Origin of the sequence: Actinomadura monticuli (assembly GCF_041463655.1) — a bacterium.
GTDB lineage: Bacteria > Actinomycetota > Actinomycetes > Streptosporangiales > Streptosporangiaceae > Spirillospora > Spirillospora monticuli.
Genome location: NZ_JAXCEI010000005.1, coordinates 177,956 through 202,474, shown reverse-complemented (window position 1 = coordinate 202,474; position 24,519 = coordinate 177,956). Strand labels below are relative to the sequence as shown.

Below are 24,519 nucleotides of genomic sequence, written 5' to 3'. Positions count from 1 at the left end.
GAGTTGTCAAAGCGGCCGTCCGGGGACGTCCGCATACCGACGTTACTAGGTCAACGCGTACCTGGGCAATGTGATTCCCGGCCGGGAGGGCCGTGAACCCCGATGGGCGCGAGCTGAGTCACGCCCACCGGGGTCGACCGGCAGGGTCGGGCCGGTCCGGACGGCAGAGCCTCCCCCGAGACGAGGCTCTGGTCTCATCACGGCGACTGGGGCCGCAACCCCCCGAGCGGTTACCCAGTCACCCGTAACGACGTCCGGGGGCGGCCGGTTGGTTGCGTCCCGGATGCAAAGAGATCCAAAAGCCGGCTCAGGCGCGGCCGGTGAGGAACCTGACGGCGAGTCTGTTGGTGTTGACGGTGCCCTCGACCGCGATGGCGAAGGCGCGGTCGTCGCCGTCGGAGCCGACGAACCAGGAGATCGTCCTGCCGCCGCTGGTGGCGAGGGCGGCGACGCCGACCACGCCGCTGGAGACGCGGGCGCCGTGGGCGTTGCCGCGGGTCGCGGTGCGGCTGAGGACGCGTTTGAGGTTGACGATCGACTCGGAAGGGAGGTTCTGCGGCGGCGGCGCCTGGACGGTCTTCTGGATGTCCTTGAGGACGTACGGGGGCCGCCAGGAGCCGTTCTGCGCGGCGGCGGCGACGAGGGCCATGGAGAGGGGGCTCACCTCGACGCCGCCCTCGCCGACCATCACGGCGGCCTTATCGCCGTCGTTGGCGGGGGTGGGCACCGAGCCGGTGAACGCGGGGACGCTCAGCCCCCAGTTCTTGCCGATGCCGAACTGCGCCGCCTCCCGGACGAGGGCCGGCCCGTCCAGTTTGGCGCCGAGCTGCGCGAGGGTCGTCTTGCAGGACGCGGCGAACGCGTTGGCGAGGGTGGTGTCGCCGCGGGCCGTGTTGGTGAACGTCTTGCCGCCGACGGTGAGGCTGCCCGGGCAGCTGGTCTCGGTGGACTGGTTCAGCCTGGCCTGGGAGAACAGGGCCTCCGCGGACACGATCCCGAACGTCAGCCCGGGCGGGTAGTGGCCCTCGAAGGCGCGGTTCTCGCCGTTCGTCCCGTGGTTGGAGGCGGCCAGCACCTCGCCGGTGCTCGGCCGCACCACGACCATGGACGCCGCGTAGGGCAGTTCGGCGAGCGCGAAGTCGGCGCGCGCCTGGTAGCCCGGGTCGAGCGTCGTCTGGACCGCCTCCGGCTGCAGGCCCTCCCAGGACCGCAGCTCCTCGGTGTTCTTGCCGGTCTCGTCCTGCGCGACGACCCGGACGGTCGGCGTGCCGGCGAGGCGGCGCTGCTGGAGCAGCTGGATGCCGCTGACGCCGATCGTGTCGCCCGGCTGGTAGGGGGCGCCGACCTGCTGGAGGCGGTCGGCGGTTGCGGGGCCGAGCGCGCCGACCAGCTCGGGCGCGAACGCGGGCGCGATCGGGGCCCGGACCGGGGTGAGGTGGAGGCCCGGGACGGCGTTGAGCCGGCGGACGAGGGCATTGTGCGCGGGGACCTGCAAAGTCAGCAGCGGCAGGAAGTCCTGCGGCGGGGCGGACCGGACGCGGCCGAGGAGACGTTCGGCGTCCAGCCGGCGGCCACCGTCGATCTTGGTCTGCTTGGCGAGCTGGTCCAGGGTCTTCGCCGGGTCGGCGAGCTGGCCGGGGTACACGCCGATGTTGTAGGCGCCGACCTCCTGCAGCACGGGGCGGCCGCGGGTGTCGGTGATGGCGGCGCGCTTCGGCACCTCGCTCACCACGGCGAGCCGCTGCCCCGGCTTCAGCTTGGTGTGGATGATGGACGGGCTCCAGACGACCTTCCACTTGCCGCCGACGCGGCGCAGGTGCATCAGCCCGGGGTACTCCCACGGCTGGCCGTTCTCACCGAGGTCGATCTTGACGGTGAAGCGCGCGTCCGCCTCGTCGCCCTTCTTGACGATCTGGTCGACGCCGCTGCCCTGCACCTCGGTGCCGAGGGACAGCCGCAGCGAGGCCGCGTCGAGCTGCTGCCGGACGCGGGCGAGGGCGTCGGCGACCTGCTCCCGGTCGGAGCCGACCGTCTGCCGGGCCGCGGCGTCGTAGTTGCCGACCTGCCAGGCGATCAGGAAGTCGCGGACGGCGGGCATCGCGGACGGTTCGGCGCGGGCGCCCGGCATCATGGTGGCGATGACCAGGCCGCACACCGTGAGGGCGCCGCCGCCCAGCGCGATCGGCCGCAGCGGAACACGGCGCGTCCCCCGCCGCCGGCCTCGGTTCTTCATCGACACCCTTCACCGTCTCCTGAACCGGGCCGCCGCCGCCTTCTGCATCTCGCGGTCGGCTTCCCGCTTGGCGATGGCCTGGCGCTTGTCGTAGGACTTCTTACCACGGGCGAGGCCGATCTCGACCTTGGCCTTGCCGTCCTTGAAGTACAGGGCGAGCGGGATCAGCGTCCACCCCGGCTCGGACGACTTGGCGATGATCTTCTGTATCTCGCGCTTGTGCAGCAGCAGCTTGCGGCGCCGGCGCGGCGCGTGGTTCGTCCAGGTGCCCTGCGTGTACTCGGGGATGTGGACGTGCTCCAGCCACACCTCGCCGTCCATCACGTGGGCGTAGCCGTCGACGAGGGAGGCGCGGCCGGCGCGGAGCGCCTTCACCTCGGTGCCCATGAGCACCATGCCCGCCTCCCACGTCTCGTCGATGTGGTAGTCGTAGCGGGCCCGCTTGTTCTGGGCGATCATCTTGCGCCCGGTGTCGTTCTTGTCCTTCTTGCGCCCGGTGTCCCGTGCCACGTCCTCAGTCCTCGTCCGGCCCTCGTCAGTCCTTGCCCGGCAGCGTGGCGCTCAGGCCCCGCAGCACCGTCCGGGCGCGCCGCTCGGCCGCGCCGGGCGGACGGTCGGCGGACACCTCCACGTCGGGCTCGATCCCTACCCCGTCGAGGCTACGGCCGCCCGGGGTGCGGTAGCGACCGACGGTCAGTTCGATGACCGACCCGTCGGCGAGCCCGATCGGTTCCTGGACCGAGCCCTTCCCGTACGTACGCGATCCTACGATCACCGCGCGGTCCCGGTCGCGCAGGGAGCCCGCGACGATCTCCGCGGCGCTGGCGGTGCCGGCGTCGACGAGCACCACGACCGGGGTGCGGGCGTCGCCCGGCGTCGTGACCGTGCGCCGCTGGACGGGTCTGCCGCGCGGCTCGTAGGTCACCACGGGCCCGCCGGACAGGAACGCCGACGCCGTCTCGACCGCCTCGTCCAGCAGGCCGCCGGGGTTGCCGCGCAGGTCGAGCAGGACGCCGCCGGTCGGCCGGCCGGGCGGCGATGACCCGGTCACGGCGGCTCGGACGTCCCGTCCCGTCCCGCGGGTGAAGGCGCCGACGCGGATGAGGCGCGCGTGGTCCTGCAGGTCGGTCACGGTGACGTTTCCTCCGGGAACCGGTGTGCGGACGAGATGGAACCGCTTGTTTCGACGGTCGCGCTCCACGGTTAGTTCGACGGCGTCGCCCTGGCGTCCGCGCAGGGCCTCCGCCACGCGCGAGACGTCCCAGCCGGTCACGGGCTCGTTCCCGACGGCGGTCACGGCGTCCCCGGCGCGGACGCCCGCACGTGCGGCCGGGGTGCCGGGCTGAACGCTGGCGACCACCACACGGCCGCCGTCCGCGGCGCCGCCGGAACCGCCGAGCCACAGGCCGACCCCGCTGTAGCGGCCGGTCAGGCGCCCTTCGACGTCGTCGTACTCGCTGGCCGGGTAGTAGTGCGCCCACTCGTCGCCGAGGCCGCGCAGCATGCCCTCGATGGCGGCGCGGTCGAGTTCGCCGCGCCCGACCGGCTCCGCGGCCCGGCGCCCGATCTGCGTGGCGGCCTCGTCCAGGACGGACCCGCCGCCCGCGACGGCCGCGTGCCGCTGCGAACCGGACCCGCTCACGAGCCCGGCGCCGTACGCGCAGACGATCGCCGCCGCGACGGCCGCCCCGCGCAGCGCCCGCCCCCGCCGCCCCCTCAACGGCGGCACGGGCTCAGCAGCGTCATGGGCCGGACCATGCGGCAAGTGTAGGGCGACGGGACGGGCCGGATCCGGCACTTGCCCCGGATCCGGGCACCGACGTCAGATCTTCAGGTATCTGCGCAACGTCAGGAACGAGGCGACGGCGCAGAGCAGCACGCCGAAGCAGATCGACACCACGATGACGGCCATCACCGTGCTCCAGCCGAGCTGGCTGACGAGCTGGACGTCCCCCGCGAGTCTGTCGATCAGCAGTTTCTTGCTGAACACCAGCAGCACGGAGGCGAACAACCCGCCGATCAGGCCGGCGATGGCGCCCTCCAGGATGAAGGGCATCTGGATATAGGTGTTGGACGCGCCGACCAGCCGCATGATGCCGGTCTCGCGGCGCCGGTTGAACGCCGACAGCCGGACGGTGTTGCCGACCAGCATCACCGCCGCGATCACCTGGATCAGCGCGATCGTCAGCGCGGCCACCTGCAGGCCGTTGAGGATCCGGAAGAACCGCTTCAGGATCTCCTGCTCGTTGATGACCGTGTCGACGCCTTGCTGGCCCAGCATCGCCTGCGCGACCGCCTTGTACTCCTCCGGGTTCCTCAGCTTGACCCGGAACGAGTCGGGGATGTCGCCCTCGCGGGTGCTCTCCACGAAGCCGGGCGAGCCGGCGAAGCGGTCCTTGAACCGGTCGTAGGCCTGCTGCTTGTTCTCGTACTCGACGTTGGAGACCTGCGGCATCTTCTCCAGGCTCGCCTTGAGCGTCTGCCGCTGCTGGTCGGTGACGTCCTGCTTCTGACAGCTCGGGTTGGAGCTGGTCTTGGCACACAGGAAGATCGACACTTCGATCTTGTCGTACCAGAAGCTCTTGGAGGAGGCGACCTGCTCGCGCAGGAGGAGCCCGGTGCCGAAGAGCGCCATGGCGATGGCGACGGTGATGACGAGGGAGATCGTCATCGTCATGTTCCTGCGGAGACCGATCCAGATCTCCTGGAGAACGAACTGTACGCGCATGCCTCGCTGTCCTTGATCGCCTTGGGTCCGCCCGGAACCCGGGCGGCCTCATGAGGGAACGCGGCCCGAAGCGGGCGGTCCCCGCCTCGGGCTGTCGTACGCCCCGGCGGGAATCGTTGGTTCAGATGGGTCAGTACGCCTGGCCGTACACGCCGCGGGACTGGTCGCGGACGACGCGGCCGTCCTCCAGCTCGACGACGCGCTTGCGGAAGGCGTCGACGATAGCGGCGTCGTGGGTGGCCATGACGACGGTGGTGCCGGTCCGGTTGATGCGGTCCAGCACCTTCATGATGCCGATCGATGTGGCGGGGTCGATGTTCCCCGTGGGCTCGTCCGCGAGCAGGATCATCGGCCGGTTGACGAACGCCCGCGCGATCGCGACGCGCTGCTGCTCGCCGCCGGACAGCTCGTCCGGCATCCGGTGGGCCTTGCCCTCCAGGCCGACGAGGTCGATGACCTCGGGGACGACCTTGCCGATGAAGCGCCGCGGCTTGCCGATCACCTCGAGGGCGAACGCGACGTTCTCGAAGACGTTCTTGTTGGGCAGGAGGCGGAAGTCCTGGAAGACGCAGCCGATCCTGCGGCGCAGGTGCGGCACCTTCCAGTTGGTCAGCCTGCTCAGGTCCTTGCCCGCCACGTGCACGTGACCCTGGGAAGGACGCTCCTCCTTCAGGATGAGGCGCAGGAAGGTCGACTTACCGGAGCCGGAGGGACCCACCAGGAACAGGAACTCGCCCTTCTCGATGGCGACGTTCACATGCTGCAGGGCGGGCCGGTTCTGGCTCGGGTAGACCTTGGTGACGTTGTCGAAATGGATCACGGCTGCATCACGGCGGTTCGCTGTAGGGGTTGGGGAGCTTCACGACCTGGTGGGACGCGGAGCCTTCGAGCAGTGTAGAGGGGACCGGGAACTACCTCGTCCCACTCGGCGCGGTACGGGCCGGCGGGGAGGTCGCTCAGCCCGATGCGTGCGTTCCGTCCGAACAGTGCCATGTGATCCGTCTCCCGACGTCCGGCCGTTTCCTACCGTCAAGCTCCCGGACTTGCCGGAACGACCATACAGTCCGGCTACGCTGGATGATGGGGAAAGATACCTAATAAGTGGACGGACACCGAAGAAGCGGACGCTTCCCCGCACGGACCCACGTACCGATCCCGGAGATTGGGGCCCACGACATGAGCTGCGAACATCTCATCTGCGCTCGGTGCTCGAACCCGGTGGTGGAGGGGCGCTGCCCCACCTGCCGCGAGGCCCGGTCGGAGCTGCACCGGCACGGCCCGTCCATCCCGCCGGCGCTCGTCCTGGCGGCCCTGGTGGCGCTGCTGTTCGCCGCCCTCGTCCTGCGCCGCGTCTACGGCTGAGGCCCCCACCCCGTCACGGCTTCTTGAGCGGCGGCGTGGCCGCCTTCGTCACCGCGCCGTCGTCGGCGATCATGTGCGCCTTCGGCTGCGGCCTGTCCTTCTTGGCCTTCGGCGGGTCGTAGGCGGCGAAGTGCAGGGTCGAGGTGGTGTCGACCTCGTTGCCCTCGACCGTCCCGTCCAGGAGGTGCTCGGCGTCCTCGGGGATCTCGGGCTTGGGGGTGCCGGGGTCCTTGGCGACGAGCGAGGTGTTGCGGAACAGGGAGTAGACGACCAGCCCGCCGCCGCCCTCCGTCCGCAGCCCGAAGTAGGGGAACGGCGTCGCGGTGTAGACGACCTGGAGCGTCAGGTCCTTCTTCTTGGCCTTCTTCTTCGCGTGCTTGGCGTCCTTGTAGAAGCCGGTCGTCACCGCATTGGACTTCATCACCTTGGCGGCGACGCTGCCGCCGCCCTCCGCGGCGATCGTCGCCTGGATCCCGCCGACGTCGCGGGGACGGATCAGGAGGGACGCGTCGTCGGTGCCGAGCGCCTCCGCGTACCCGTCGTCGCCGACCGCGACCTCCGGCTCCTTGGCCTTGTCCTGCAGGAGGGCCGCGAGCGTGAGCTTCCACCGGTCGGACGGCCCGCGCAGGACGAACGCCATCAGCGCCTTGCGCCTGCTCTTGGGCTCGCCCAGGACGGAACGGTCGACCGACACGACGAACCACTGCGGGTAGGAGGCGTCCTTCAGCTTCGGCACGTACAGCCTGGGCTTGCCGTAGGCGAAGCGCCGCACGGGGTCGCCGTCGTAGGCCGCCTTGCGGAACTCGGCGGCGGTGAGCTGGGCCTGGCCGTCGGACGTCCAGGTCAGCGCGAGCCGCTCGTCGCCGGCGGCGCGGGCCACGTCCTCGTCGGTGACATAGGTACGGAACGCCTGCTCCGCGACCTGCGGGGTCAGCGGCACCGGGGCCGGCGGGGACGTCTCGGGCACGCTGACGGTGGGCCGCGCCTCCGCCGGCGTGCCCCCGGCGCAGCCCGTCGCCGCGAGCGCCAGGGTGAGCGGCGCCGCGGCCGCGATCACCCGCAGGAAGCTGTGCAAGACCCGTCCCCCGGACCGAACTCCGTGCCGGCCGTCCTCGGCCGGCCTCCTCGGCCCGTGATTCTGCCATCCACCCGAGCCCGGCCGGTGCACCGGCGTCAGCGCCAAGCGTACGCATCGCGGCGAGGTCAGTGCGTGGACGGCGATAAGCTCGGACCGTGGCAGGCATCGAACCCGAAGAGCAGCTGAAGGAGCTCGGCGCGACGCTGAGCAGCATCGAGCAGGTGCTGGACCTCGACGCCATGCGCCGCGACATCGCCGAACTGCGCGAGCAGTCCGCCGACCCCGACCTGTGGAGCGACCAGGAGCACGCCCAGTCGGTGACGCGGCGCCTGTCGCACCTGGAGAGCGAGCTCGGCCGGGTGGAGAGCCTGCGCCAGCGGCTCGACGACGCCGCCACGCTGTACGAGCTGGCCGGCGAGATGGACGACGCCGACACGCGCGCGGAGGCCGACGAGGAGCTCGCGGCGCTGCACAAGGCCGTCCAGCAGCTCGAAGTGCGCACGCTCATGTCGGGCGAGTACGACTCGCGCGAGGCGCTGGTGACCATCAACGCGCAGGCCGGCGGCGTGGACGCGGCCGACTGGGCCGAGCAGCTCCAGCGCATGTACCTGCGCTGGGCCGAGCGGCACGGCTACTCGACGGAGGTCTACGAGACGTCCTACGCCGAAGAGGCCGGGATCAAGTCGACCACGTTCGCGGTCAAGGCCCCCTACGCCTACGGGACGCTGCGCGGCGAGCACGGCACGCACCGGCTGGTGCGGATCTCGCCGTTCGACAACCAGGGCCGGCGGCAGACGTCGTTCGCGGGCCTGGACGTCGTCCCGGTCGTCGAGCAGAGCGACCACGTCGACATCGACGAGAACGACCTGCGGATCGACGTGTACCGGTCGTCCGGGCCCGGCGGCCAGGGCGTCAACACGACCGACTCCGCGGTGCGGATCACGCACCTCCCGAGCGGGATCGTGGTGTCCTGCCAGAACGAGCGCAGCCAGCTGCAGAACAAGGCCACGGCCATGAACGTCCTGCAGGCCAAGCTCCTGGAGCGCCAGCGCCAGGAGGAGGCCGAGAAGATGGCGGAGCTGCGCGGCAGCAGCACGACGAGCTGGGGCACGCAGATCCGCAACTACGTGCTGCACCCGTACCAGATCGTCAAGGACCTGCGCACCGGCGTCGAGGCGGGCAACCCCACGGCGGTGCTGGACGGCGACCTCGACGAGTTCATCGAGGCCGAGATCCGCTGGATGCGCCAGCAGGAGGCGACGGCCTGATCCCGCCGGCCACCCCGGGGCGGACTTTCCCATTCGCAGAGTGACTGCACGGTCACTCTGCGAGGATGGCGCGTGGTCCGGAACACCGTCGCCATTCGGGGGGCCTCATGGCACGCACTCCTGCTCCGATCCTCATTCCCGCCCTGCTCGCCGCGGCGCTGGCCGCCGGCTGCTCCGGGTCCGACTCGCCCGCCGAGGCGGCCAGACCCCGGGGGGCGCCCGCGCTGACCGAGGCGCAGGCGCGGCAGGTGCTCGCGTCCTACGCCAAGGGGGCGAACCGCGCGGGGTACCGGCTCAGCGCCAGGACGCTGCCCACGATCGAAGCCGATCCGCAACTGTCGATGGACACGGCCGCGCTGAAGCTCCGGCGGGCCGTCCGGCAGCGTCCGGCGAAGATGGCGTTCACGGACACCACGTTCTACATCCCGCGGCTGCCCGGCTACCCGCACTGGTTCGCGGCCGACGCCGCCACCGGCAAGGGCGACCGGACGGTCCGGCACGCGCTGCTGTTCACGCAGGCCGCGGCGGGGGCGCCGTGGCTGCTGGCGGCCGACCCCTATCCCACCGAACCCGCGCTGAGCAAGATCGCCCTCGACCCGGCCGGGTTCGCCACGCCGGTCGACCCGGCCGCGACGGACCTCGCGGTCGCGCCCGGGAAGCTGCCGCGGGCGCACGCCGCGCTGCTCACCGACGGGCCCCGCGCGTCCGGCGCCGCGCTCCTCGCCGACGGGGCGAAGACCAGCGAGACCTACAAGGCGCTGAAGCAGGGCGAGCGGGCCCTGGCCGGACGTGGAGTGACGCTCTCGTCCCGGTTCTCCGCCGCCCCGTACAAGGTCTTCGCGCTGCGCACCAAGGACCGCGGAGCGCTCGTCTGGTACGTCCTGAAGCAGAACGAGGCGTACTCCGCCACGAAACGGGGCAGGTTGGCGGTGAGCGGGGACCTCGTCGGGCTTGCTCCGACCAGGACCGCCAGAACGCGCATGGACACGACCGTCCTCGTGCAGTACCTGGCCACCGTTCCACCCAAGGGCCGCGCCACGGTCAGCGGCATGTACCGCAAGGCCGTCACCGCCAACGGCTCCTGAACTCCGCCGGGTGCCGGGCGGGCCCGCTCTTCTGACCGCTGCAGCGGTCCCACCCCGGCACCCGGCGGGTTATTCCGACCCCCATTGACCGGCGCCGGACGCGGGCGCGCGGGCCCTACACTGGCGCGAACAAGACCGACAATTCGTCCATTGGGGTGCGCCGTGGGCCGTGCGTCCTGCGTTGTCCTGAGCTGGCTCGGGGTCGCTCTCCTGGCCGGATGCTCGGGCGGCGGGATGCAGGGGCGTCCGGGGAGCACGGAACCGGCCGGAACGCCCGCGGTCACGGCCGAAGAATCGGCCGGCATTCTCAAGGACTGGACGGAACGGCACAACAAGGCCATCACGTCCGGGGACGAGCGGCTCTGGCGCGAGACCGTGACGGGCGCGCTGGAAGGGCCGGTCACCGCTCGCGTGCACACCTATGGCAGGTTGCCCGAGTCGGCGGAGATCTCGCTGGCCAATCCCGTCTTCTACGTTCCCAGGCTGGACGGTTTTCCCCGGTGGTTCGGCATTGCCGCGCTGGAACGGTCGGGCGGCAAGGAGCAGCAGGTCCTCGGCGTCTTCGTCAAGACCGGGAAGAAGGACGGGTGGCGCGCCGCGCACTGGCTCACGTTCCAGGGGAAGCCGCCTCAACTCGCCTACGAAGCGCAGGGGCACGCGATTCCGGTCCCCGATCGCGGGCTGCCCGCGGCGCACGCCGCGTATTTGTCCCGTGGTGACGAGTCCGGCCTCATACCGGACGATTATTCGCGGAGCGCCCGTACGAAGAGGATCGGTGACTGGACGTCCGAGAGTGGGACGTTCACTCCCGGTCCGGGAAAGGCGTACGGCCTGCGCACGAAGGACGGCGGGTCGCTCGTCTGGTACGGGTTGAAGCAGGAGCAGACGCTCGGCGAAGGCACAGGCGACGCCCTTCCCGGCGAGATGCGCGACTATCTCGCCAAGAACGACGACAAGGCGGGTAGAACGGTTCGCGCGGGCTGGGAATGGCTGGCCATCGGGTATGCGCCGCCGTCCGGCAAGGCGCGGGTCCTCGGCGAATCCGTCTCCCTGGTGTCCGCCCGCTGACGGCGGTTCGGCGCCCGCCTCATGACGAGGCGGGCGCCGGACCGCGCTTTGTCAGGACTCGGCGGACGGGAGGGAACTCGCCGTCACCAGGGTGCGGATGGCGCCCAGGGCCACCGAGAGGGTCGCCAGGTCGAAGCTGTCGCTCTCCCAGATCTCGCTCAGCGTCTGCTGGGCGCGCTGGACGGCCGGCCTGTTCTTCTCCGCCCAGAAGATCATCCGCTCCTCCGGCCGGCGGCCGGGCTCACTGGTGATCATGACGTCGCGGGTGAGGGCCGCGTGGGCGGCGTACAGGTCGTCGCGGAGCGCCGAGCGGGCCATCGAGCGCCACTTGTCGTCGCGGGGCAGCGCGATGATGCGTTCGCGCAGCCGGGAGAGCTGCAGCCGGTCCGCGAGGTCGAAGTACACCTCGGCGACCTCCTCCACCGGACGTCCCGTATCGTGCGCGACGCCGACCAGGTCGAAGGTGGAGTAGGCGGGGACGAACGCGGCGCACTGCTCGGCCAGTTCCTCCGGGACGCCCAGATCGGCGAAGCCGTCGCGGCGCTGCTCGTACGCGGCGAGGTCCAGCCCGACGAGCAGCTTGGACACGTGCGCGCCGAGCGTCTCCGCGCCGCCGCTGAAGAAGTCGATGCTCTCCCGGATGTCGAACGGAGGCCGCCGGTTGTGCAGCAGCCAGCGGGACGCGCGCTCGGTCAGCTTGCGCGCCTCCAGCCGCATCGCGACCTGCGTGGACTCCTCCACCTGGCCGGACAGGCCCTCGACGGCCTCCCAGAAGCGGGGCATCTGGAACACGTCGCGGGCAACGAGGTAGGCGCGGGCGATGTCGGACGACGACGCGCCCGTCTCCTCGTTCATCCGGAACACGAACGTGGAGCCGCTCGCGTTGATCACGTCGTTCACCACCGCGGTGGTGATGATCTCGCGGCGCAGGGGGTGCCGGTCCATGTAGTCGCGGAACCGCTCGCGCAGCGGCGTCGGGAAGTAGTCGACCAGCCACGACTCCAGATAGGGGTCGTCCGCGAGGTCGGACACGACGATCTCGGCGTCCAGCGCGAGCTTGGCGTAGGCGAGCAGGACGGAGAACTCAGGGCCGGTGAGGCCGAGCCCGGAATGCCGCCGCTCCGCGAGCGCCTTGTCGTCCGGGAGGAACTCCAGGCGCCGCTTCAGCCGGCCGTCGCGTTCGAGCTTGCGCATGTACCGGGCGTGGACGTGCAGCATGGCGGGCGCCTGCGCGCGGGCCGCGGCGAGCACCACGTTCTGCGCATAGTTGTCGCGCAGGACGAGCCGCCCGACCTCGTCGGTCATCTCGTAGAGCAGGCCCTCGCGCTGCTTGCCGGTCAGCTCGCCGTCCCGCACGACCTGGTCGAGCAGGATCTTGATGTTGACCTCGTGGTCGGACGTGTCGACGCCCGCCGAGTTGTCGATGAAGTCGGTGTTGACGATGCCGCCGCCGCGCGCGAACTCGATGCGGCCGAGCTGGGTCACGCCGAGGTTGCCGCCCTCGCCGACGACCTTGCAGCGCAGCTCGGCGCCGTCCACCCGGACGGGGTCGTTGGCCTTGTCGCCGACGTCGGCGTTGTTCTCGAGGGACGACTTGACGTAGGTGCCGATGCCGCCGTTCCACAACAGGTCGACGGGCGCCTTGAGGACGGCCCGGATCAGCTCGTACGGGGTGAGCGCCTTCACCCCGTCCGCGATGCCGAGCGCGGCCCGCATCTGCGGGGTGACCTGGATCGACTTGACGGTGCGGGGGAAGATCCCGCCGCCCTTGGAGATGAGCGAGGTGTCGTAGTCGGCCCAGCTGCTGCGCGGCAGGTCGAACAGGCGGCGGCGCTCGGCGAACGAGGCGGCGGCGTCCGGGTCGGGGTCGACGAAGATGTGCCGGTGGTCGAACGCGGCGACGAGCCGGATGTGCTCCGACAGCAGCATCCCGTTGCCGAACACGTCCCCGGACATGTCGCCGATGCCGACGACGGTGACGTCCTCGCTCTGGACGTCCTTGCCCAGCGCGCGGAAGTGGTACTTGACCGACTCCCAGGCGCCGCGGGCGGTGATGCCCATCGCCTTGTGGTCATAGCCGACGGACCCGCCGGACGCGAACGCGTCGCCGAGCCAGAACCCGTAGTCGGCGGCGACGCCGTTGGCGATGTCGGAGAACGTCGCGGTGCCCTTGTCGGCGGCGACGACCATGTAGGTGTCGTCGCCGTCGTGGCGGACGACGTTCGGCGGCGGGACGACCTTGCCGTCCACGAGGTTGTCGGTGAGGTCGAGCAGGCCGGAGATGAAGTCCTTGTAGCAGGCGATGCCGGCCTTCTGCCACGCCTCGCGGTCGACGGACGGGTCGGGGAGCTGCTTGCCGACGAAGCCGCCCTTGGCGCCCGCCGGGACGATCACGGTGTTCTTCACCGCCTGCGCCTTGACGAGGCCCAGGATCTCGGTGCGGAAGTCCTCGCGGCGGTCGGACCAGCGCAGCCCGCCGCGCGCCACCGACCCGAACCGCAGGTGCACGCCCTCGACCTTCGGCGAGTACACGAAGATCTCGTACGTGGGCCGCGGCAGCGGCAGGTCGGGGATGCGCTCGGGGTCGAACTTCATCGCCAGGTACGGCTTGCCCTGGTAGTGGTTCGTGCGCAAGGTCGCCTGAACGAGTGACAGGTAGGCGCGCAGGATGCGGTCCTCGTCGAGGCTGGCGACCTCGTCGAGCTTGCCCTGGAGCTCCTCGGCGATGCCGGCGCTGCGCTCCTCCTCGCCGCCCTGCAGGGACGGGTCGAGGCGGCTCTCCCACAGCCGGACGATCAGCCGGGTGATGGCGGCGTTGCGCAGCAGCACCTGCTCGACGTACCGCTTGGAGAAGGTGGTGCCGGTCTGCCGCAGGTACAGGGCGTAGGCGCGCAGGATCATCGCCTCGCGCCAGTTGAGCCCGACGTGCAGGACGAGCGCGTTGAACCCGTCGTTCTCGATCTCGCCGCGCCACAGGGCGATGAACGCGTCCTGAAAGAGGTCCTTGATGGCCTCCTCGGCGACGTCCGCCGGCGGGACGTAGCGCAGCCCGAGGTCGTAGATCCAGAACCGGCGGCCGTCGGACGTGCGGATCTCGTACGGGCGCTCGTCGATGACCTCGACGCCCATGTTCTGCAGCAGCGGCAGGACCCGGGACAGGGAGATCGGCTCGCCCAGCCGGTAGATCTTCAGCCGCCGCTCGCCCGGCTCGGCGTTGTACGGCTCGTACAGGTTGATCGAGGTGTCGGAGTCCCCGGAAAGGTCGTCGAGGCGGCGCAGGTCGGCGACGGCGGTGCGGGCCGGGAAGTCGGCCTTGTAGCCCTCGGGGAACGCCTCCCCGAACGCGCGGCCGAGGGTCCCGGAACGTTCCTCGCCGCACTGCTCGATGACGGCGTCGGCGAGGTCGTCCTCCCAGGAGCGGGTGGCGTTCGCGAGCCGCTCCTCCAGCTCGTCGACGTCGACGTCCGGCAGCGGGCGGCCCCGCTCGCCGCGCACGACGACGTGCAGCCGGGCCAGCATCGACTCGGTCACGTTCGCGCTGTAGTCGACGCTGACGCCCTCGAACGCCTGCTTGAGCAGGTCCTGGATGCGCAGCCGCACCTTGGTGGTGTAGCGGTCGCGCGGCAGGTAGACCATGCACGACATGTAGCGCCCGTACAGGTCCTTGCGGAGGAACAGCTTCAGCTGGCGGCGCTCGCGCAGCCGCAGCACGCCGAGGGAGATCTTCAGCAGGTCCTCGACGGAGATCTGGAACAGCTCGTCGCGCGGGTAGCTCTCCAGCACCTCGATGAGGTCCTGGCCGTCGTAGCTGTCGGGGGTGAACCCGGCGCGCTCCAGCACCTCGTCCAGCTTGCGCTTCAGGACGGGCACGTGCGCGATCGACTCGCTGTAGGCGACGTGCGTGAACAGGCCGAGGAAGCGGCGCTCGCCGATGACCTCGCCCGACGCGTCGAACTTCTTCACCCCGATGTAGTCGAGGTACAGGGGGCGGTGGACGGTGGAGCGGGAGTTCGCCTTCGTCAGCACCAGCAGGCGCTTCTCCGTGGCCCGCTCGCGGACCTCCGGCGGCAGCGCGGCGAAGCTGTCGGACTCGCGCTTGTCGCTGCGCAGGAGGCCGAGGCCCGTGCCCGGCTCGGGGCGCAGCGCGGTGTCGTCGTCGGTCAGCGTGTAGTCGCGGTAGCCGAGGAAGGTGAAGTGCCCGTCGGCCAGCCAGTCGAGCAGCTCGACGCCTTCGGCGAGCTCCTTGTCCGGCAGCGGGGGGCGGCGCTCCTGGATCGCGACGGCGATCTCGCCGGCGCGGGCGCGCATCTTGGACTCGTCCTCGAAGGCGACCCGGACGTCCTGCAGGATGCGCAGGAGGTCGTTCTCCAGCTTCTCCAGGACGGCCCGGTCGCTGGTGCGGTCGACCTCGATGTGGATCCACGACTCGTCGACGTCGTTGTCGTTGTCGAGCTTGTGGCGGAACGCCTTGAGGTGGCCCGCGACGTCGCGGTCCACGCCGAGCAGCGGGTGGACGATCAGGTGCGTGGCCAGGTGGTGCCGGCTCAGCTCCATGGTCACCGAGTCGACGAGGAACGGCATGTCGTCGGTCACGACCTGCACGACCGTGTGGCCGGGGTCCCAGCCGTACTCCTCCAGCGTGGGCGTGTAGACGCGCACCTTCGCGCGCCCCTGGGGGCGCTCCTCGCCGAGCGACCGGTGCGCCATCGCCGGGCCGCAGATGTCGGCCGGGTCGCGCGCCAGGAGGTCCTCGCGGGCGACCTGCCGGTAGTAGAGGCCGAGGTAGTCGAAGACCTCCTCCGCGTCCCCGCCGCGCGCCCCCGGGCGCTGCGCGCACGTCTCAGCGGCCCGCCGGAGCAGGTCGTCCTTCGCTTGATCGAGCATGCCGCTCATCAACAACTCCCCTTGAGACCCTTCGCCACCTCGTTGTGGCGCCGCTCACTGCACGAGCGTAGCCAGGAATCGCCGCAAAGCCGACCTGCTCTGCAGCAAGGTCAACGTGGCCTATGCCACCCTGCCAGGCAGCCCGGCCCGCGCGCCGGTTCCCATGCCGGAGCGCCCGAACGAGGACGTCAGGCGCCGCTCTGGCCGCCCGCGCCGGTACCCTCTCCGCCCGGGTCGGTCGGCGGGGTCTCCGGGTCGGTCGGCGGGGTCTCGGGGTCGGTCGGCGGGTCGCTGGGCTTGTCGGTCGTCTTCGTGGGCGTCGGCTTGGTCGGCGTACCGGACGGGGCGGGGCTGTCGGACGGCGCGGGACTGTCGGACGGCGACGGGCTCTCGGACGGGGACTGCGAGTGGTACGGCGTCGTCGACCGCTGGACGGGCCGCTGCTGCGTCGGCCGCTCCGAACTCGGCACGACGTCGGTCGAGGCGGGCGGCGCGCTCGGGTCGCTGACCTTCTGGCCGGCCTTGCCCTTGTCGCCGGCGCCGAGGACGAGCACGGACGAGACCACCACGATCGCGACGAACAGGGCGGCGGCCCCGGCCAGCACGGCGGAACGTCCCGACCCGGCGAGGATGCCCCGCAGCCGGCCGCGCGCGCCGGGCTCCCCGACCACGACGAGGTCGGGGGGCAGCGTGCTGCCGGCGGCCCAGCCGTCACCGACCGGGCCGGTGCGGTCGGGCGCGTCCGCGCCGTGGAAGGCGGCCGGCGCCTGCTCCTCATGGAACACGCCGTCGCGGAGGCCGTCGTCGCCGAAGGACGGGGCGTCGTCGAAGGACGGGGCGTCATCGAAGGAGGGGGCGTCATCGAAGGACGAGGCGTCGTCGAAGGAGGGGGCGGCATCGAAGGACGGGGCGTCGTCGAAGGAGGCGGCGACGGGCGCGAAGTCCTCGTCGCCGGCCTCGGCGGCCCGCACGGACCCGGCCGCGAGCATCGCGGTCTCGTCGGGGGCGCCGGACCGGACGGCCGCGGCGGGACGCCGCGGGTGCGCGACCTCCTCGTGCCCGAGCAGCCGCATCAGCACCTGCCGCGCGCCGGGCCGCAGCTCCGGGTCCTTCTCCAGGCAGTCCAGGACCAGCTCGCGCAGCGGCCCGTCGAGCTCGCCGAGGTCGGGCTCCTCGTGCAGGATCCGGTTGATCACGGCGGGGATGGTGTCCTGACCGAACGGCGGCTCCCCGGTCGCCGCGAACACCAGCGTGGCCGCCCAGCAGAACACGTCCGCGGGCGTGCCGACCTCGTCGCCGCTGATCTGCTCCGGCGCCATGTAGGACGGGGTGCCGATCACCCGGCTGGTCAGCGTCGTGCCGGCGCTGATCGCGCGGGCGACGCCGAAGTCGATGACGCGCGGGCCGTCCGGGCCGATCAGCACGTTGTGCGGCTTGAAGTCGCGGTGCACGATCTTCGCCTGGTGGATCGCGGCGAGCGCCGTCGCGGTGCCGACCGCGAGCCGGTCCAGCGCCGCGCCGCCGAGCGGCCCCTCGTCCAGGACCTGCTGGTTCAGCGACGGGCCGCGCACGTACTCGCTGACGATGTAGGGCCGGTCGCCGGTCGCGTCGGCGTCGATCACCTGCGCCGTGCAGAACGGCGCGACCTGCTTGGCGGTCTCCAGCTCGCGCAGGAAACGGGCGCGCGCCTTGTCGTCGGACGTCAGCTCGGCGTGCAGCAGCTTGATCGCGACCTGCCGGCCGTCCTCGGCCGCACCGAGGAAGACCGTCCCCTGGCCGCCCTCGCCCACCCGTCCGATCAGGGCGTACGACCCCAGCCGATCCGGGTCTCCGGACCGTAGCGCCCCAACCTCCATGCGTGGAACCGTCCCTCTCTGGATCGACGGGCCGCGTGGTCCCGGGCCCGGATCACCCCTCCGACTGTGTGACGCCTGCCCCCCGAGGAAGGTTCACCCGATCCAACGGGATACCCACCCTAACGGCGTCGCTTACGACAGCGGCACGACCGAGCAGGATGTCACCCAAGCGAAACGAACCGGCCTGCCGCCTCCCACCCGCCGCTTCCCGCCGGGATCACGCGTTCTCGGTAAACTAGGGCGCCTCCACCCGTACGATGTCACCATCCGTCATCAACAGGGAGCTCAGTGTCATGGCAGTCGCAGCCGTAGTGCATTACACGCTGTCGGACACCCCATACGCCCTCTGGGTGAGGGGTGAACTCGCCGGCGAGATCAACCTCCCGAACGACGGCAGCCGGGTCGAGGTCGTCGGAGGAGAGATCGTCGTGTCCCCCAGTCCGTCCATTCCGCACAACCTGGTGGCGAGTGCCATCGACCACGCCGTATACCAGGCGGAACGGGACCATCCGGAGTTTCGCTGGGCGGCCGTGCAGACGACCGAGCTCAATCTCATTCCGGTCAAGGACGGCTGCGTTCCCGACCTCATCATCATGGACAAGGCGGCGGCCGCACAGCTATGGGACAACGACCGCAGGCAGTTGCTACCCCACGAGGTCGAAGCGGTCGTCGAGATCACCTCACCGTCCAACGCGAGCTGCGACCGCCCCCCTCGGCTCGTCCGGGCCAGCGGCACCAAGTGGAGCGACTACGCCCGGTCCGGCATACCCTTCTACCTGCTGGTCGACCGTGACTCCCGCGCGGCCGGTGTGACGCTCTACGGCGAGCCGGACGTCCAGGCGGGTACGTACGAGCCGCTCCACACCTGGAAGTTCGGCGAGACGATCAAGCTCCCAGAGCCGCTCGGTTTCGCCATCGACACCGAGCGCTGGAAGCCCTGGGCGGAGTAGACCTACGGGGTGAAGTGCGTGAGCACCTCGGGATTGGCCATGGAGTCGCGGTTGGCGGCCTTGTCGACCGGGGTGCCCTGGAGGATCTTGCGGACGGGGACCTCCAGCTTCTTGCCGGACAGCGTCCGCGGGATGCCGGGCACGGCGGTGATCTCGTCCGGGACGTGCCGGGGCGACAGCGCGGAGCGGATCTCCCGCCGCAGGCCGGCCACCAGCTCGTCGGTCAGCGACGCGCCCTCGGCGAGCTGGACGTAGAGGAGCAGCCGGCCCTCCTGCCCGAGGCGGCCCGTGTCGATGACGAGGCTGTCGGCGATCTCGTCGAACGCCTCGACGACCCGGTAGAAGTCGGACGTGCCCATGCGGACGCCGCCGCGGTTCAGGGTGGAGTCGGAGCGTCCGTAGATGACGCAGCCGCCGTCCGGCAGGATCTTGATCCAGTCGCCGTGCCGCCACACGCCCGGGTACATGTCGAAGTAGGAGTCGCGGTAGCGGTCACCGCCCTCGTCGTTCCAGAAGAAGACGGGCATCGAGGGCATCGGCTCGGTGATGACGAGTTCGCCGACCTCGCCGATGACCGGCGTGCCGTCCTCGCCGAACGCCTCGACCTTCGCGCCCAGCCCGCGGCATTGGATCACGCCGGCGCGCAGCGGCAGCAGGGGCGAGGGGCCGACGAAGCCGGTGCAGATGTCGGTGCCTCCGGAGAACGAGCCGAGCAGCAGGTCCTTGCCGACGGCCTCGTACACCCACGCGAAGCCCTCGGGCGGCAGCGGCGAGCCGGTGGAGCCGATGCCGCGCAGGCCGGACAGGTCGTGCTCCTCTCCGGGGCGGCGGCCCTCCTTCGCCGAAGCGGTGATGTAGGGCGCGCCGACGCCCATGTAGGTGACGCCGCTGTCGGCGGCCAGCGACCACAGGTCGAGCGGGGCGCCGTCGTACATGACGATGGTGGAGCCCACCAGGAGGCCGCTGATGAGGTAGTTCCACATCATCCAGCCGGTGGTGGTGAACCAGAAGAACACGTCCCCCGGGCCGAGGTCCTGGTGGAACGACAGGGCCTTGAGGTGTTCGAGCACCACGCCGCCGTGCCCGTGCACGATCGGCTTGGGCAGGCCCGTCGTGCCGGACGAGTAGACCACCCACAGCGGATGGTCGAACGGGACGTCCTCGAACTCCAGCGTGTCGGAGCCGGGGCGGGGCAGGTCGCCGTAGTGCATGCCGACGCGGAGGCCGTCCGGGGTCGCGGCGGGGTCGAGGTAGGGGATCAGGACCGTGGCGGCCAGGCTCGGCAGCGCGGCCTCGATCTCCCCGACGACCTCCTGCCGGTCGAACCGCTTGCCGTTGTAGGCGTAGCCGTCCACGGCGATGAGGACCTTCGGCTCGATCTGCGCGAACCGGTCGATCACCGAGGACGACCCGAAGTCGGGCGAGCACGAGGACCAGATCGCGCCGAGCGACGCCGTCGCCAGGAAGCAGATCAGCGCCTCGGGGATGTTCGGGACGTAGGCGGCGACCCGGTCTCCCCTGCCGACGCCCAGGGCGGCGAGGCCCGCGCGGACCTCCGCCACGTGCAGCGCCAGTTCCCGGTAGGTCAGCACTCGGTGCCCGCCGGCCTCCGACCGGAAGATCACCGCGGTCTCGTCGGGCGTCTCCCCGGCCCGCCGCAGCGCGTTGGCGGCGTAGTTGACGGTCGCGCCGGGGAACCACTTCAGGCCGTCCACCGGCATGGGGCCGCCCGTCCGGACGGGGCCGTCACCGCGCTCGCCGACGACCTGGAAGTACGACCAGACCGCGTCCCAGAACGCGTCGACCTCCGTCACCGACCAGCGCCAGAGGTCGTCGTAGGACTCCGCCCGGACGCCGCGCTCCCACAGCCAGTGAACGAAACGGGTCACCCGCGCGTCGGCGACGACCCCCTCCGACGGCTCCCACAGCGCCGAACCCTCGGACACCCCACCGGCCATCGTCATTCCCCTCCCCGCCGCGCGACGGCGCGCGGCCATCCCAATATCGGCCCGGCCCGCACAGCGCGCAACCTGCCGGACCCGCCCGCCCCTTGCCCGCGCGAACCCCGTCCCATCCCAGGTCAGGGCATGCGCGCGGACAATCCTGGAGCCCCACACAATGCCAGGTCGGCGCATCCCGCCCCGCCACACCCTCCGTACTCGCGAGTAGGCCCCGGGCGGGGACGCGGCTAGATGCGGGTCAGGTCGGCGACGGCGGCGACGACGGCGTCGGTGTCGGCGAGGGTCCCGAGGACGACCTCGGCCCCGGCCGCGCGGAGCTCGGCCTCGGTGGCGCTGCCGGTGGCGACGGCGATGATCGGGGACCTGGCGATGTGGGCGGCCTGCACGTCCCGCGGCGAGTCGGCGACGTAGACCGTCGCGGCGTCGGGATAGGCCGCCCCGTGCCGCTCGCCGGCGCGGGTGCGGGCCAGTTCGAGGAGGGCGGCCTTGCTGTAGACGCCGTTCTCGTAGCCGCCCGCGCCCAGGTCGAGGCGGTCCGCGAGGCCCAGCTCGCGGACCTTCAGCATCGCGTTCGGCTGGATCGAGCCGGTCAGCACGGACTGCACGACGCCGGGGACGTGGGCGAGCGCCTCGACGGCCTCGCCCGCGCCCGCCAGCACCCGGCCGTGGGCGCGCAGGTCGTCGCGGCGGGACGCGAACGCCTCCGCGAGCGCGTCGAAGAACGCGGGCAGGTGGTCGTCGGTGGTGACGACGTCGTTGAACGCGAGGGTCTCGAAGATGATCTCGGACTCGGTGCGGCCGGGGGTGGGGGCGAGCCGGACGAGCGGCCGTCCGATGGTCCGCTGGAACGCCTCGGCGTAGGCGTCCCGGGTGACCCGCCCGACGTCGACCAGCGTGTGATCGATGTTCCACAGCACCAGACGGTTCAGCGTCGACATCCCGTTCCCATGCGCGGTAGGAGGAGCGTGGGCGGGCGCCGTTCCCGGCGCCCGCGGCGGTCAGCGAGCTTATCGTCCGGCCTCCGCGCTCCCACCGCAACCGTCCGCGGGGCTACGGTCCCATGTGCGGGTAGCGGTGGTCGGTGGGCGGGACGAACGTCTCCTTGATGGAGCGGGCGCTCGTCCAGCGGGTGAGGTTGAAGACGGAGCCCGCCTTGTCGTTGGTGCCGGACGCGCGGGCGCCCCCGAACGGCTGCTGCCCGACGATCGACCCGGTCGGCTTGTCGTTGATGTAGAAGTTCCCGGCCGCGAAGCGGAGCCTGTCGGTGGCCGCGGCGACGGCCGCGCGGTCGTCGGCGATGATCGCGCCGGTGAGGCCGTACTCGGAGACGCCCTCCATCTGGGTGAGGACGGCGTCGTAGTCGCCGTCGTCGTAGACGTGCACGCCGAGGATCGGGCCGAAGTACTCGCGGGTGAAGATCTCGTCGGCCGGGTCGGCGGACTCCAGGACCGTGGGGCGGACGAAGTATCCGCGCGAGTCGTCCAGCTCGCCGCCGGTGAGGACCTTCATGGAGTCGATGCCGCGGGCGCGTTCGATGGCGGCGCGGTGCTTGGCGAAGGCGCGTTCGTCGATGACCGCGCCCATGAACAGCGACAGGTCGTCGGCGACGTCGCCCATGGTGAGGGACTCGGCCTCGGCGCAGAACTCGTCGCGCATGCCGTCCCAGATGGAGCGCGGGATGTAGGCGCGGGACGCGGCGGAGCACTTCTGCCCCTGGTACTCGAAGGCGCCGCGGACGAGCGCCGTCTTCAGCACGGCCGGATCGGCGGACGGGTGCGCGACGACGAAGTCCTTGCCGCCCGTCTCGCCCACGATGCGCGGGTAGCCCCTGTAGCCGGCGATGTTCTCGCCGATCGTCCGCCACAGGTTCCGGAACGTGGCGACGGAGCCGGTGAAGTGCAGGCCGGCGAGGTCGGGGTGGCGCAGCGCCACGTTGGAGACGGCCCTCCCCTCGCCGGTCACCATGTTGATGACGCCGGGCGGCAGCCCGGCGGCCTCCAGCAGGCGCATCGTGAAGTGCGCGGCGAGCTGCTGGGTCGGGGACGGCTTCCACACGACGACGTTGCCCATCAGCGCGGGCGCGGTCGGCAGGTTCCCGGCGATCGCGGTGAAGTTGAACGGGGTGATGGCGAGGACGAACCCCTCCAGCGGCCGGTACTCCAGCCGGTTCCACACGCCCGGCGGCGACAGCGGCTGCTGCTCCTGGATCCGCTGCGCGTACCCGACGTTGAAGCGCCAGAAGTCGATCAGCTCGCAGGCGGCGTCGATCTCGGCCTGCTGCACCGACTTGGACTGGCCGAGGATCGTCGCGGCGTTCAGCGTGGCCCGCCACGGCCCGGCGAGCAGCTCGGCGGCGCGCAGGAAGATCGCGGCGCGGTCCTCGAACGCCATGGCCCGCCACGCCGGGGCCGCCTCGCGCGCGGCGACGACGGCCTCGGTCACGTCCGGCTCGGTGGCGTCGCCCATCCGGCCGAGGACGTGCGCGTGGTCGTGCGGCTCCACGACGTCGATCGGCGTGCCCGCGCCCATGCGCTGCTCACCGGCGATCGTCATGGTCAGCTCTGTCTGCGTTCCGCCGAGCTCCTTGATGCGGGCTTCCAGCGCGGCCCGCTCGGCACTGCCCGGCGCATACCCCTTCACCGGCTCGTTCGCCGGTACCGGCACGTTGGTGACGGCGTCCATCTGACGGCTCCCTGCGATCCGACGGCGTTGTCGATACGCCGGGGGACCTACCCGTCAGCGAGCGGACGAAATACGCGCGTGGCCCCGCCGGTCAGTCAAGGAGATGCGGGAGCTCCTGGGTGGCGTACCAGAGGAGTTCGTGGCCCTCGGCGCCGTCGACGGTGAAGCGGGCGTCGTCGTCGCCCGCGTCGGCGGCGGCGAGGGCGAGGGCGGCCGCGGTGACGTCGGGGACGGCGTCCGGGTCGTCCACATGGCCGGAGGCGATCTTCTTCCACGGGACGGCGGCGGACAGCTCGACCAGGGCGCGGTCGCCGTTGCCACCCCCGAAGGCGCTCCGGGCGTGGGGGGTCGTCCCCCCTCGGACGGCAGGGCCGGTGTCGCCGGGGGCCCAGGCGACCGCGGCGTCCGGCACCTCGGCGGCCAGCACGACCCGGCGGCGCGGGGCGGACGGGTCGGCGGCGAGCAGCCGGAGCGAGGCGCGGGCGGCGGCGGACAGCGCCGCGTACTCCAGCTCCTCCAGGTCTCCGCCCGCGTACCACTCGCGGAGCGCGGGCGTGACGGCGTGGGCGGCGAGCGGCGCGGGCCCGATCTCCCGGGCGGCGTGGACGCCGGCGAGGAGCGTGAGCGTGGACGGCAGGTAGACGCGCATAGCGAGCAGCAGTCTGCCAGACCGTCAGGGCAGGAGGTCGAGGCCGCGCAGCTCGGCGATGGTGTCGTCGGGGTCGGTGTGGTGGATGCCGCGGATGCCGAGGGCCTCGGCGGCGCGGATGTTGTGCTCGATGTCGTCGATGAAGACGCATTCGGCGGCGTCCAGGCCGAGCAGGTCCAGGGCGTGCCGGAAGATCCGCTCGTCGGGCTTGCGCATCCCGACCTCGGCGGAGATCACGACGGCGTCGAAGAGCTCGGCGAACAGGTCGCGCGGGTACTCGTTGCCCCACGAGTTGGACAGCAGCGCGGTGCGGGTCCCGGCGGCGCGGGCCGCGCGGAGCGCGTCGTACATCGGCTCGACGGGGGCGAACGCGCCGAACATGCGGGCGATGAGCCCGGCGGCCTCGACGGGGCCGCCGTCCACGGTCAGCAGCTCGGCGGCGAGCAGGCGCTCGAACTCGTGCGCGGCGAGGGAGCCGTCCTCCAGGCCGTGGATGGGGTTCGTCCCGGAGCCGTCGTAGGCCTGCTTCACCCAGGCGCGCATGACGTTCTTGTAGTGCTCGGCGTCGATGCGGTCGGCGGCGAGCCAGACGGCGATGGCGTCGGCGAGGGGGGACGTGAGAACGCCGCCCCAGTCGGTGATGACGGCTTTGACCGGTCGTTCGGAGGGCACGGGCCGATGGTAGGCGATCCCGCCCCCGATGACCGAATCACGT

Annotated in this window: 18 protein-coding genes; 5 read left to right on the top strand and 13 right to left on the bottom strand. The window is 71.4% G+C overall.

The features are described 5' to 3' along the window. Positions 1 to 307 precede the first annotated feature (307 nt). From SM611_RS12770 to ftsE, 5 genes are all read right to left on the bottom strand, one after another. Entirely contained in the window at positions 308 to 2,233 is a 1,926-nt protein-coding gene (locus tag SM611_RS12770) for a penicillin-binding transpeptidase domain-containing protein (RefSeq protein ID WP_371949707.1), read from the bottom strand. 9 nt (positions 2,234 to 2,242) lie between these two features. Continuing rightward, positions 2,243 to 2,743, bottom strand: a complete 501-nt coding sequence (smpB, locus tag SM611_RS12765; RefSeq protein WP_371949706.1) for an SsrA-binding protein SmpB — start codon at positions 2,741 to 2,743, stop codon at positions 2,243 to 2,245. Positions 2,744 to 2,768: 25 nt separating this feature from the next. Beyond that, a complete protein-coding gene (locus SM611_RS12760) occupies positions 2,769 to 3,962 on the bottom strand; it encodes a S41 family peptidase (RefSeq protein ID WP_371949705.1) in 1,194 nt (397 codons plus the stop codon). A 93-nt stretch (positions 3,963 to 4,055) separates the two neighbouring features. Further along, positions 4,056 to 4,961 (bottom strand): permease-like cell division protein FtsX, encoded by a 906-nt coding sequence (ftsX, locus tag SM611_RS12755; RefSeq protein ID WP_371949704.1) that lies wholly within the window; start codon positions 4,959 to 4,961, stop codon positions 4,056 to 4,058. A 130-nt stretch (positions 4,962 to 5,091) separates the two neighbouring features. Further along, positions 5,092 to 5,781 (bottom strand): cell division ATP-binding protein FtsE, encoded by a 690-nt coding sequence (gene ftsE, locus SM611_RS12750; RefSeq protein ID WP_131944148.1) that lies wholly within the window; start codon positions 5,779 to 5,781, stop codon positions 5,092 to 5,094. Positions 5,782 to 6,137: 356 nt separating this feature from the next. On the opposite strand from ftsE, the gene SM611_RS12745 reads away from it, so the two are divergent. Then, complete coding sequence (locus SM611_RS12745) at positions 6,138 to 6,323, top strand: hypothetical protein (protein ID WP_371949703.1); 186 nt, start codon at positions 6,138 to 6,140, stop codon at positions 6,321 to 6,323. Between the two features lie 13 nt (positions 6,324 to 6,336). On the opposite strand, the gene SM611_RS12740 is transcribed toward SM611_RS12745, so the two are convergent. Continuing rightward, entirely contained in the window at positions 6,337 to 7,398 is a 1,062-nt protein-coding gene (locus SM611_RS12740) for a DUF8094 domain-containing protein (RefSeq protein ID WP_371949702.1), read from the bottom strand. Between the two features lie 158 nt (positions 7,399 to 7,556). Between SM611_RS12740 and prfB the strand changes: the two genes are divergently transcribed. From prfB to SM611_RS12725, 3 genes are all read left to right on the top strand, one after another. After that, positions 7,557 to 8,669, top strand: coding sequence for a peptide chain release factor 2 (gene prfB / locus SM611_RS12735; protein WP_371949701.1), 1,113 nt, complete (start codon positions 7,557 to 7,559; stop codon positions 8,667 to 8,669). A gap of 107 nt (positions 8,670 to 8,776) precedes the next feature. Continuing rightward, the gene (locus tag SM611_RS12730; RefSeq protein ID WP_371949700.1) at positions 8,777 to 9,754 is read left to right on the top strand and encodes a DUF8094 domain-containing protein; all 978 of its coding nucleotides are present in this window, start codon (positions 8,777 to 8,779) and stop codon (positions 9,752 to 9,754) included. Positions 9,755 to 9,916: 162 nt separating this feature from the next. Next, positions 9,917 to 10,822: a DUF8094 domain-containing protein gene (locus SM611_RS12725; protein WP_371949699.1), complete on the top strand. Its 906-nt coding sequence runs from the start codon at positions 9,917 to 9,919 to the stop codon at positions 10,820 to 10,822. Between the two features lie 51 nt (positions 10,823 to 10,873). On the opposite strand, the gene SM611_RS12720 is transcribed toward SM611_RS12725, so the two are convergent. Both SM611_RS12720 and SM611_RS12715 read right to left on the bottom strand, forming a co-directional pair. Then, positions 10,874 to 15,715, bottom strand: coding sequence for an NAD-glutamate dehydrogenase (locus SM611_RS12720; protein ID WP_371949698.1), 4,842 nt, complete (start codon positions 15,713 to 15,715; stop codon positions 10,874 to 10,876). Positions 15,716 to 15,894: 179 nt separating this feature from the next. Continuing rightward, positions 15,895 to 17,562: a serine/threonine-protein kinase gene (locus tag SM611_RS12715; RefSeq protein WP_371949697.1), complete on the bottom strand. Its 1,668-nt coding sequence runs from the start codon at positions 17,560 to 17,562 to the stop codon at positions 15,895 to 15,897. 293 nt (positions 17,563 to 17,855) lie between these two features. Here SM611_RS12715 and SM611_RS12710 point away from each other — a divergent pair, with 293 nt between their 5' ends. Further along, a complete protein-coding gene (locus SM611_RS12710) occupies positions 17,856 to 18,512 on the top strand; it encodes a Uma2 family endonuclease (protein WP_371949696.1) in 657 nt (218 codons plus the stop codon). A gap of 2 nt (positions 18,513 to 18,514) precedes the next feature. On the opposite strand, the gene SM611_RS12705 is transcribed toward SM611_RS12710, so the two are convergent. The 5 genes from SM611_RS12705 to SM611_RS12685 form a co-directional block, all read right to left on the bottom strand. Then, the gene (locus tag SM611_RS12705) at positions 18,515 to 20,470 is read right to left on the bottom strand and encodes an acetoacetate--CoA ligase (RefSeq protein ID WP_371949695.1); all 1,956 of its coding nucleotides are present in this window, start codon (positions 20,468 to 20,470) and stop codon (positions 18,515 to 18,517) included. Between the two features lie 230 nt (positions 20,471 to 20,700). Further along, a complete protein-coding gene (locus SM611_RS12700; protein ID WP_371949694.1) occupies positions 20,701 to 21,411 on the bottom strand; it encodes an HAD family hydrolase in 711 nt (236 codons plus the stop codon). Between the two features lie 112 nt (positions 21,412 to 21,523). Continuing rightward, entirely contained in the window at positions 21,524 to 23,155 is a 1,632-nt protein-coding gene (gene pruA, locus SM611_RS12695; protein ID WP_371949693.1) for an L-glutamate gamma-semialdehyde dehydrogenase, read from the bottom strand. 91 nt (positions 23,156 to 23,246) lie between these two features. Further along, a complete protein-coding gene (locus tag SM611_RS12690) occupies positions 23,247 to 23,804 on the bottom strand; it encodes a DUF6912 family protein (RefSeq protein WP_371949692.1) in 558 nt (185 codons plus the stop codon). A gap of 24 nt (positions 23,805 to 23,828) precedes the next feature. Next, entirely contained in the window at positions 23,829 to 24,476 is a 648-nt protein-coding gene (locus tag SM611_RS12685; protein ID WP_371949691.1) for an HAD family hydrolase, read from the bottom strand. Positions 24,477 to 24,519 lie beyond the last annotated feature (43 nt).

What these genes read in the sequence shown, in the direction of transcription:
- SM611_RS12700 (WP_371949694.1), bottom strand. Translation starts at nt 21,411, where the DNA reads ATGTCGACGCTGAACCGTCTGGTGCTGTGGAACATCGATCACACGCTG.
- pruA (WP_371949693.1), bottom strand. Translation starts at nt 23,155, where the DNA reads ATGGACGCCGTCACCAACGTGCCGGTACCGGCGAACGAGCCGGTGAAG.
- SM611_RS12715 (WP_371949697.1), bottom strand. Translation starts at nt 17,562, where the DNA reads ATGGAGGTTGGGGCGCTACGGTCCGGAGACCCGGATCGGCTGGGGTCG.
- SM611_RS12710 (WP_371949696.1), top strand. Translation starts at nt 17,856, where the DNA reads ATGGCAGTCGCAGCCGTAGTGCATTACACGCTGTCGGACACCCCATAC.
- SM611_RS12705 (WP_371949695.1), bottom strand. Translation starts at nt 20,470, where the DNA reads ATGGCCGGTGGGGTGTCCGAGGGTTCGGCGCTGTGGGAGCCGTCGGAG.
- ftsX (WP_371949704.1), bottom strand. Translation starts at nt 4,961, where the DNA reads ATGCGCGTACAGTTCGTTCTCCAGGAGATCTGGATCGGTCTCCGCAGG.
- SM611_RS12770 (WP_371949707.1), bottom strand. Translation starts at nt 2,233, where the DNA reads ATGAAGAACCGAGGCCGGCGGCGGGGGACGCGCCGTGTTCCGCTGCGG.
- SM611_RS12720 (WP_371949698.1), bottom strand. Translation starts at nt 15,715, where the DNA reads ATGAGCGGCATGCTCGATCAAGCGAAGGACGACCTGCTCCGGCGGGCC.
- SM611_RS12745 (WP_371949703.1), top strand. Translation starts at nt 6,138, where the DNA reads ATGAGCTGCGAACATCTCATCTGCGCTCGGTGCTCGAACCCGGTGGTG.
- SM611_RS12730 (WP_371949700.1), top strand. Translation starts at nt 8,777, where the DNA reads ATGGCACGCACTCCTGCTCCGATCCTCATTCCCGCCCTGCTCGCCGCG.
- SM611_RS12690 (WP_371949692.1), bottom strand. Translation starts at nt 23,804, where the DNA reads ATGCGCGTCTACCTGCCGTCCACGCTCACGCTCCTCGCCGGCGTCCAC.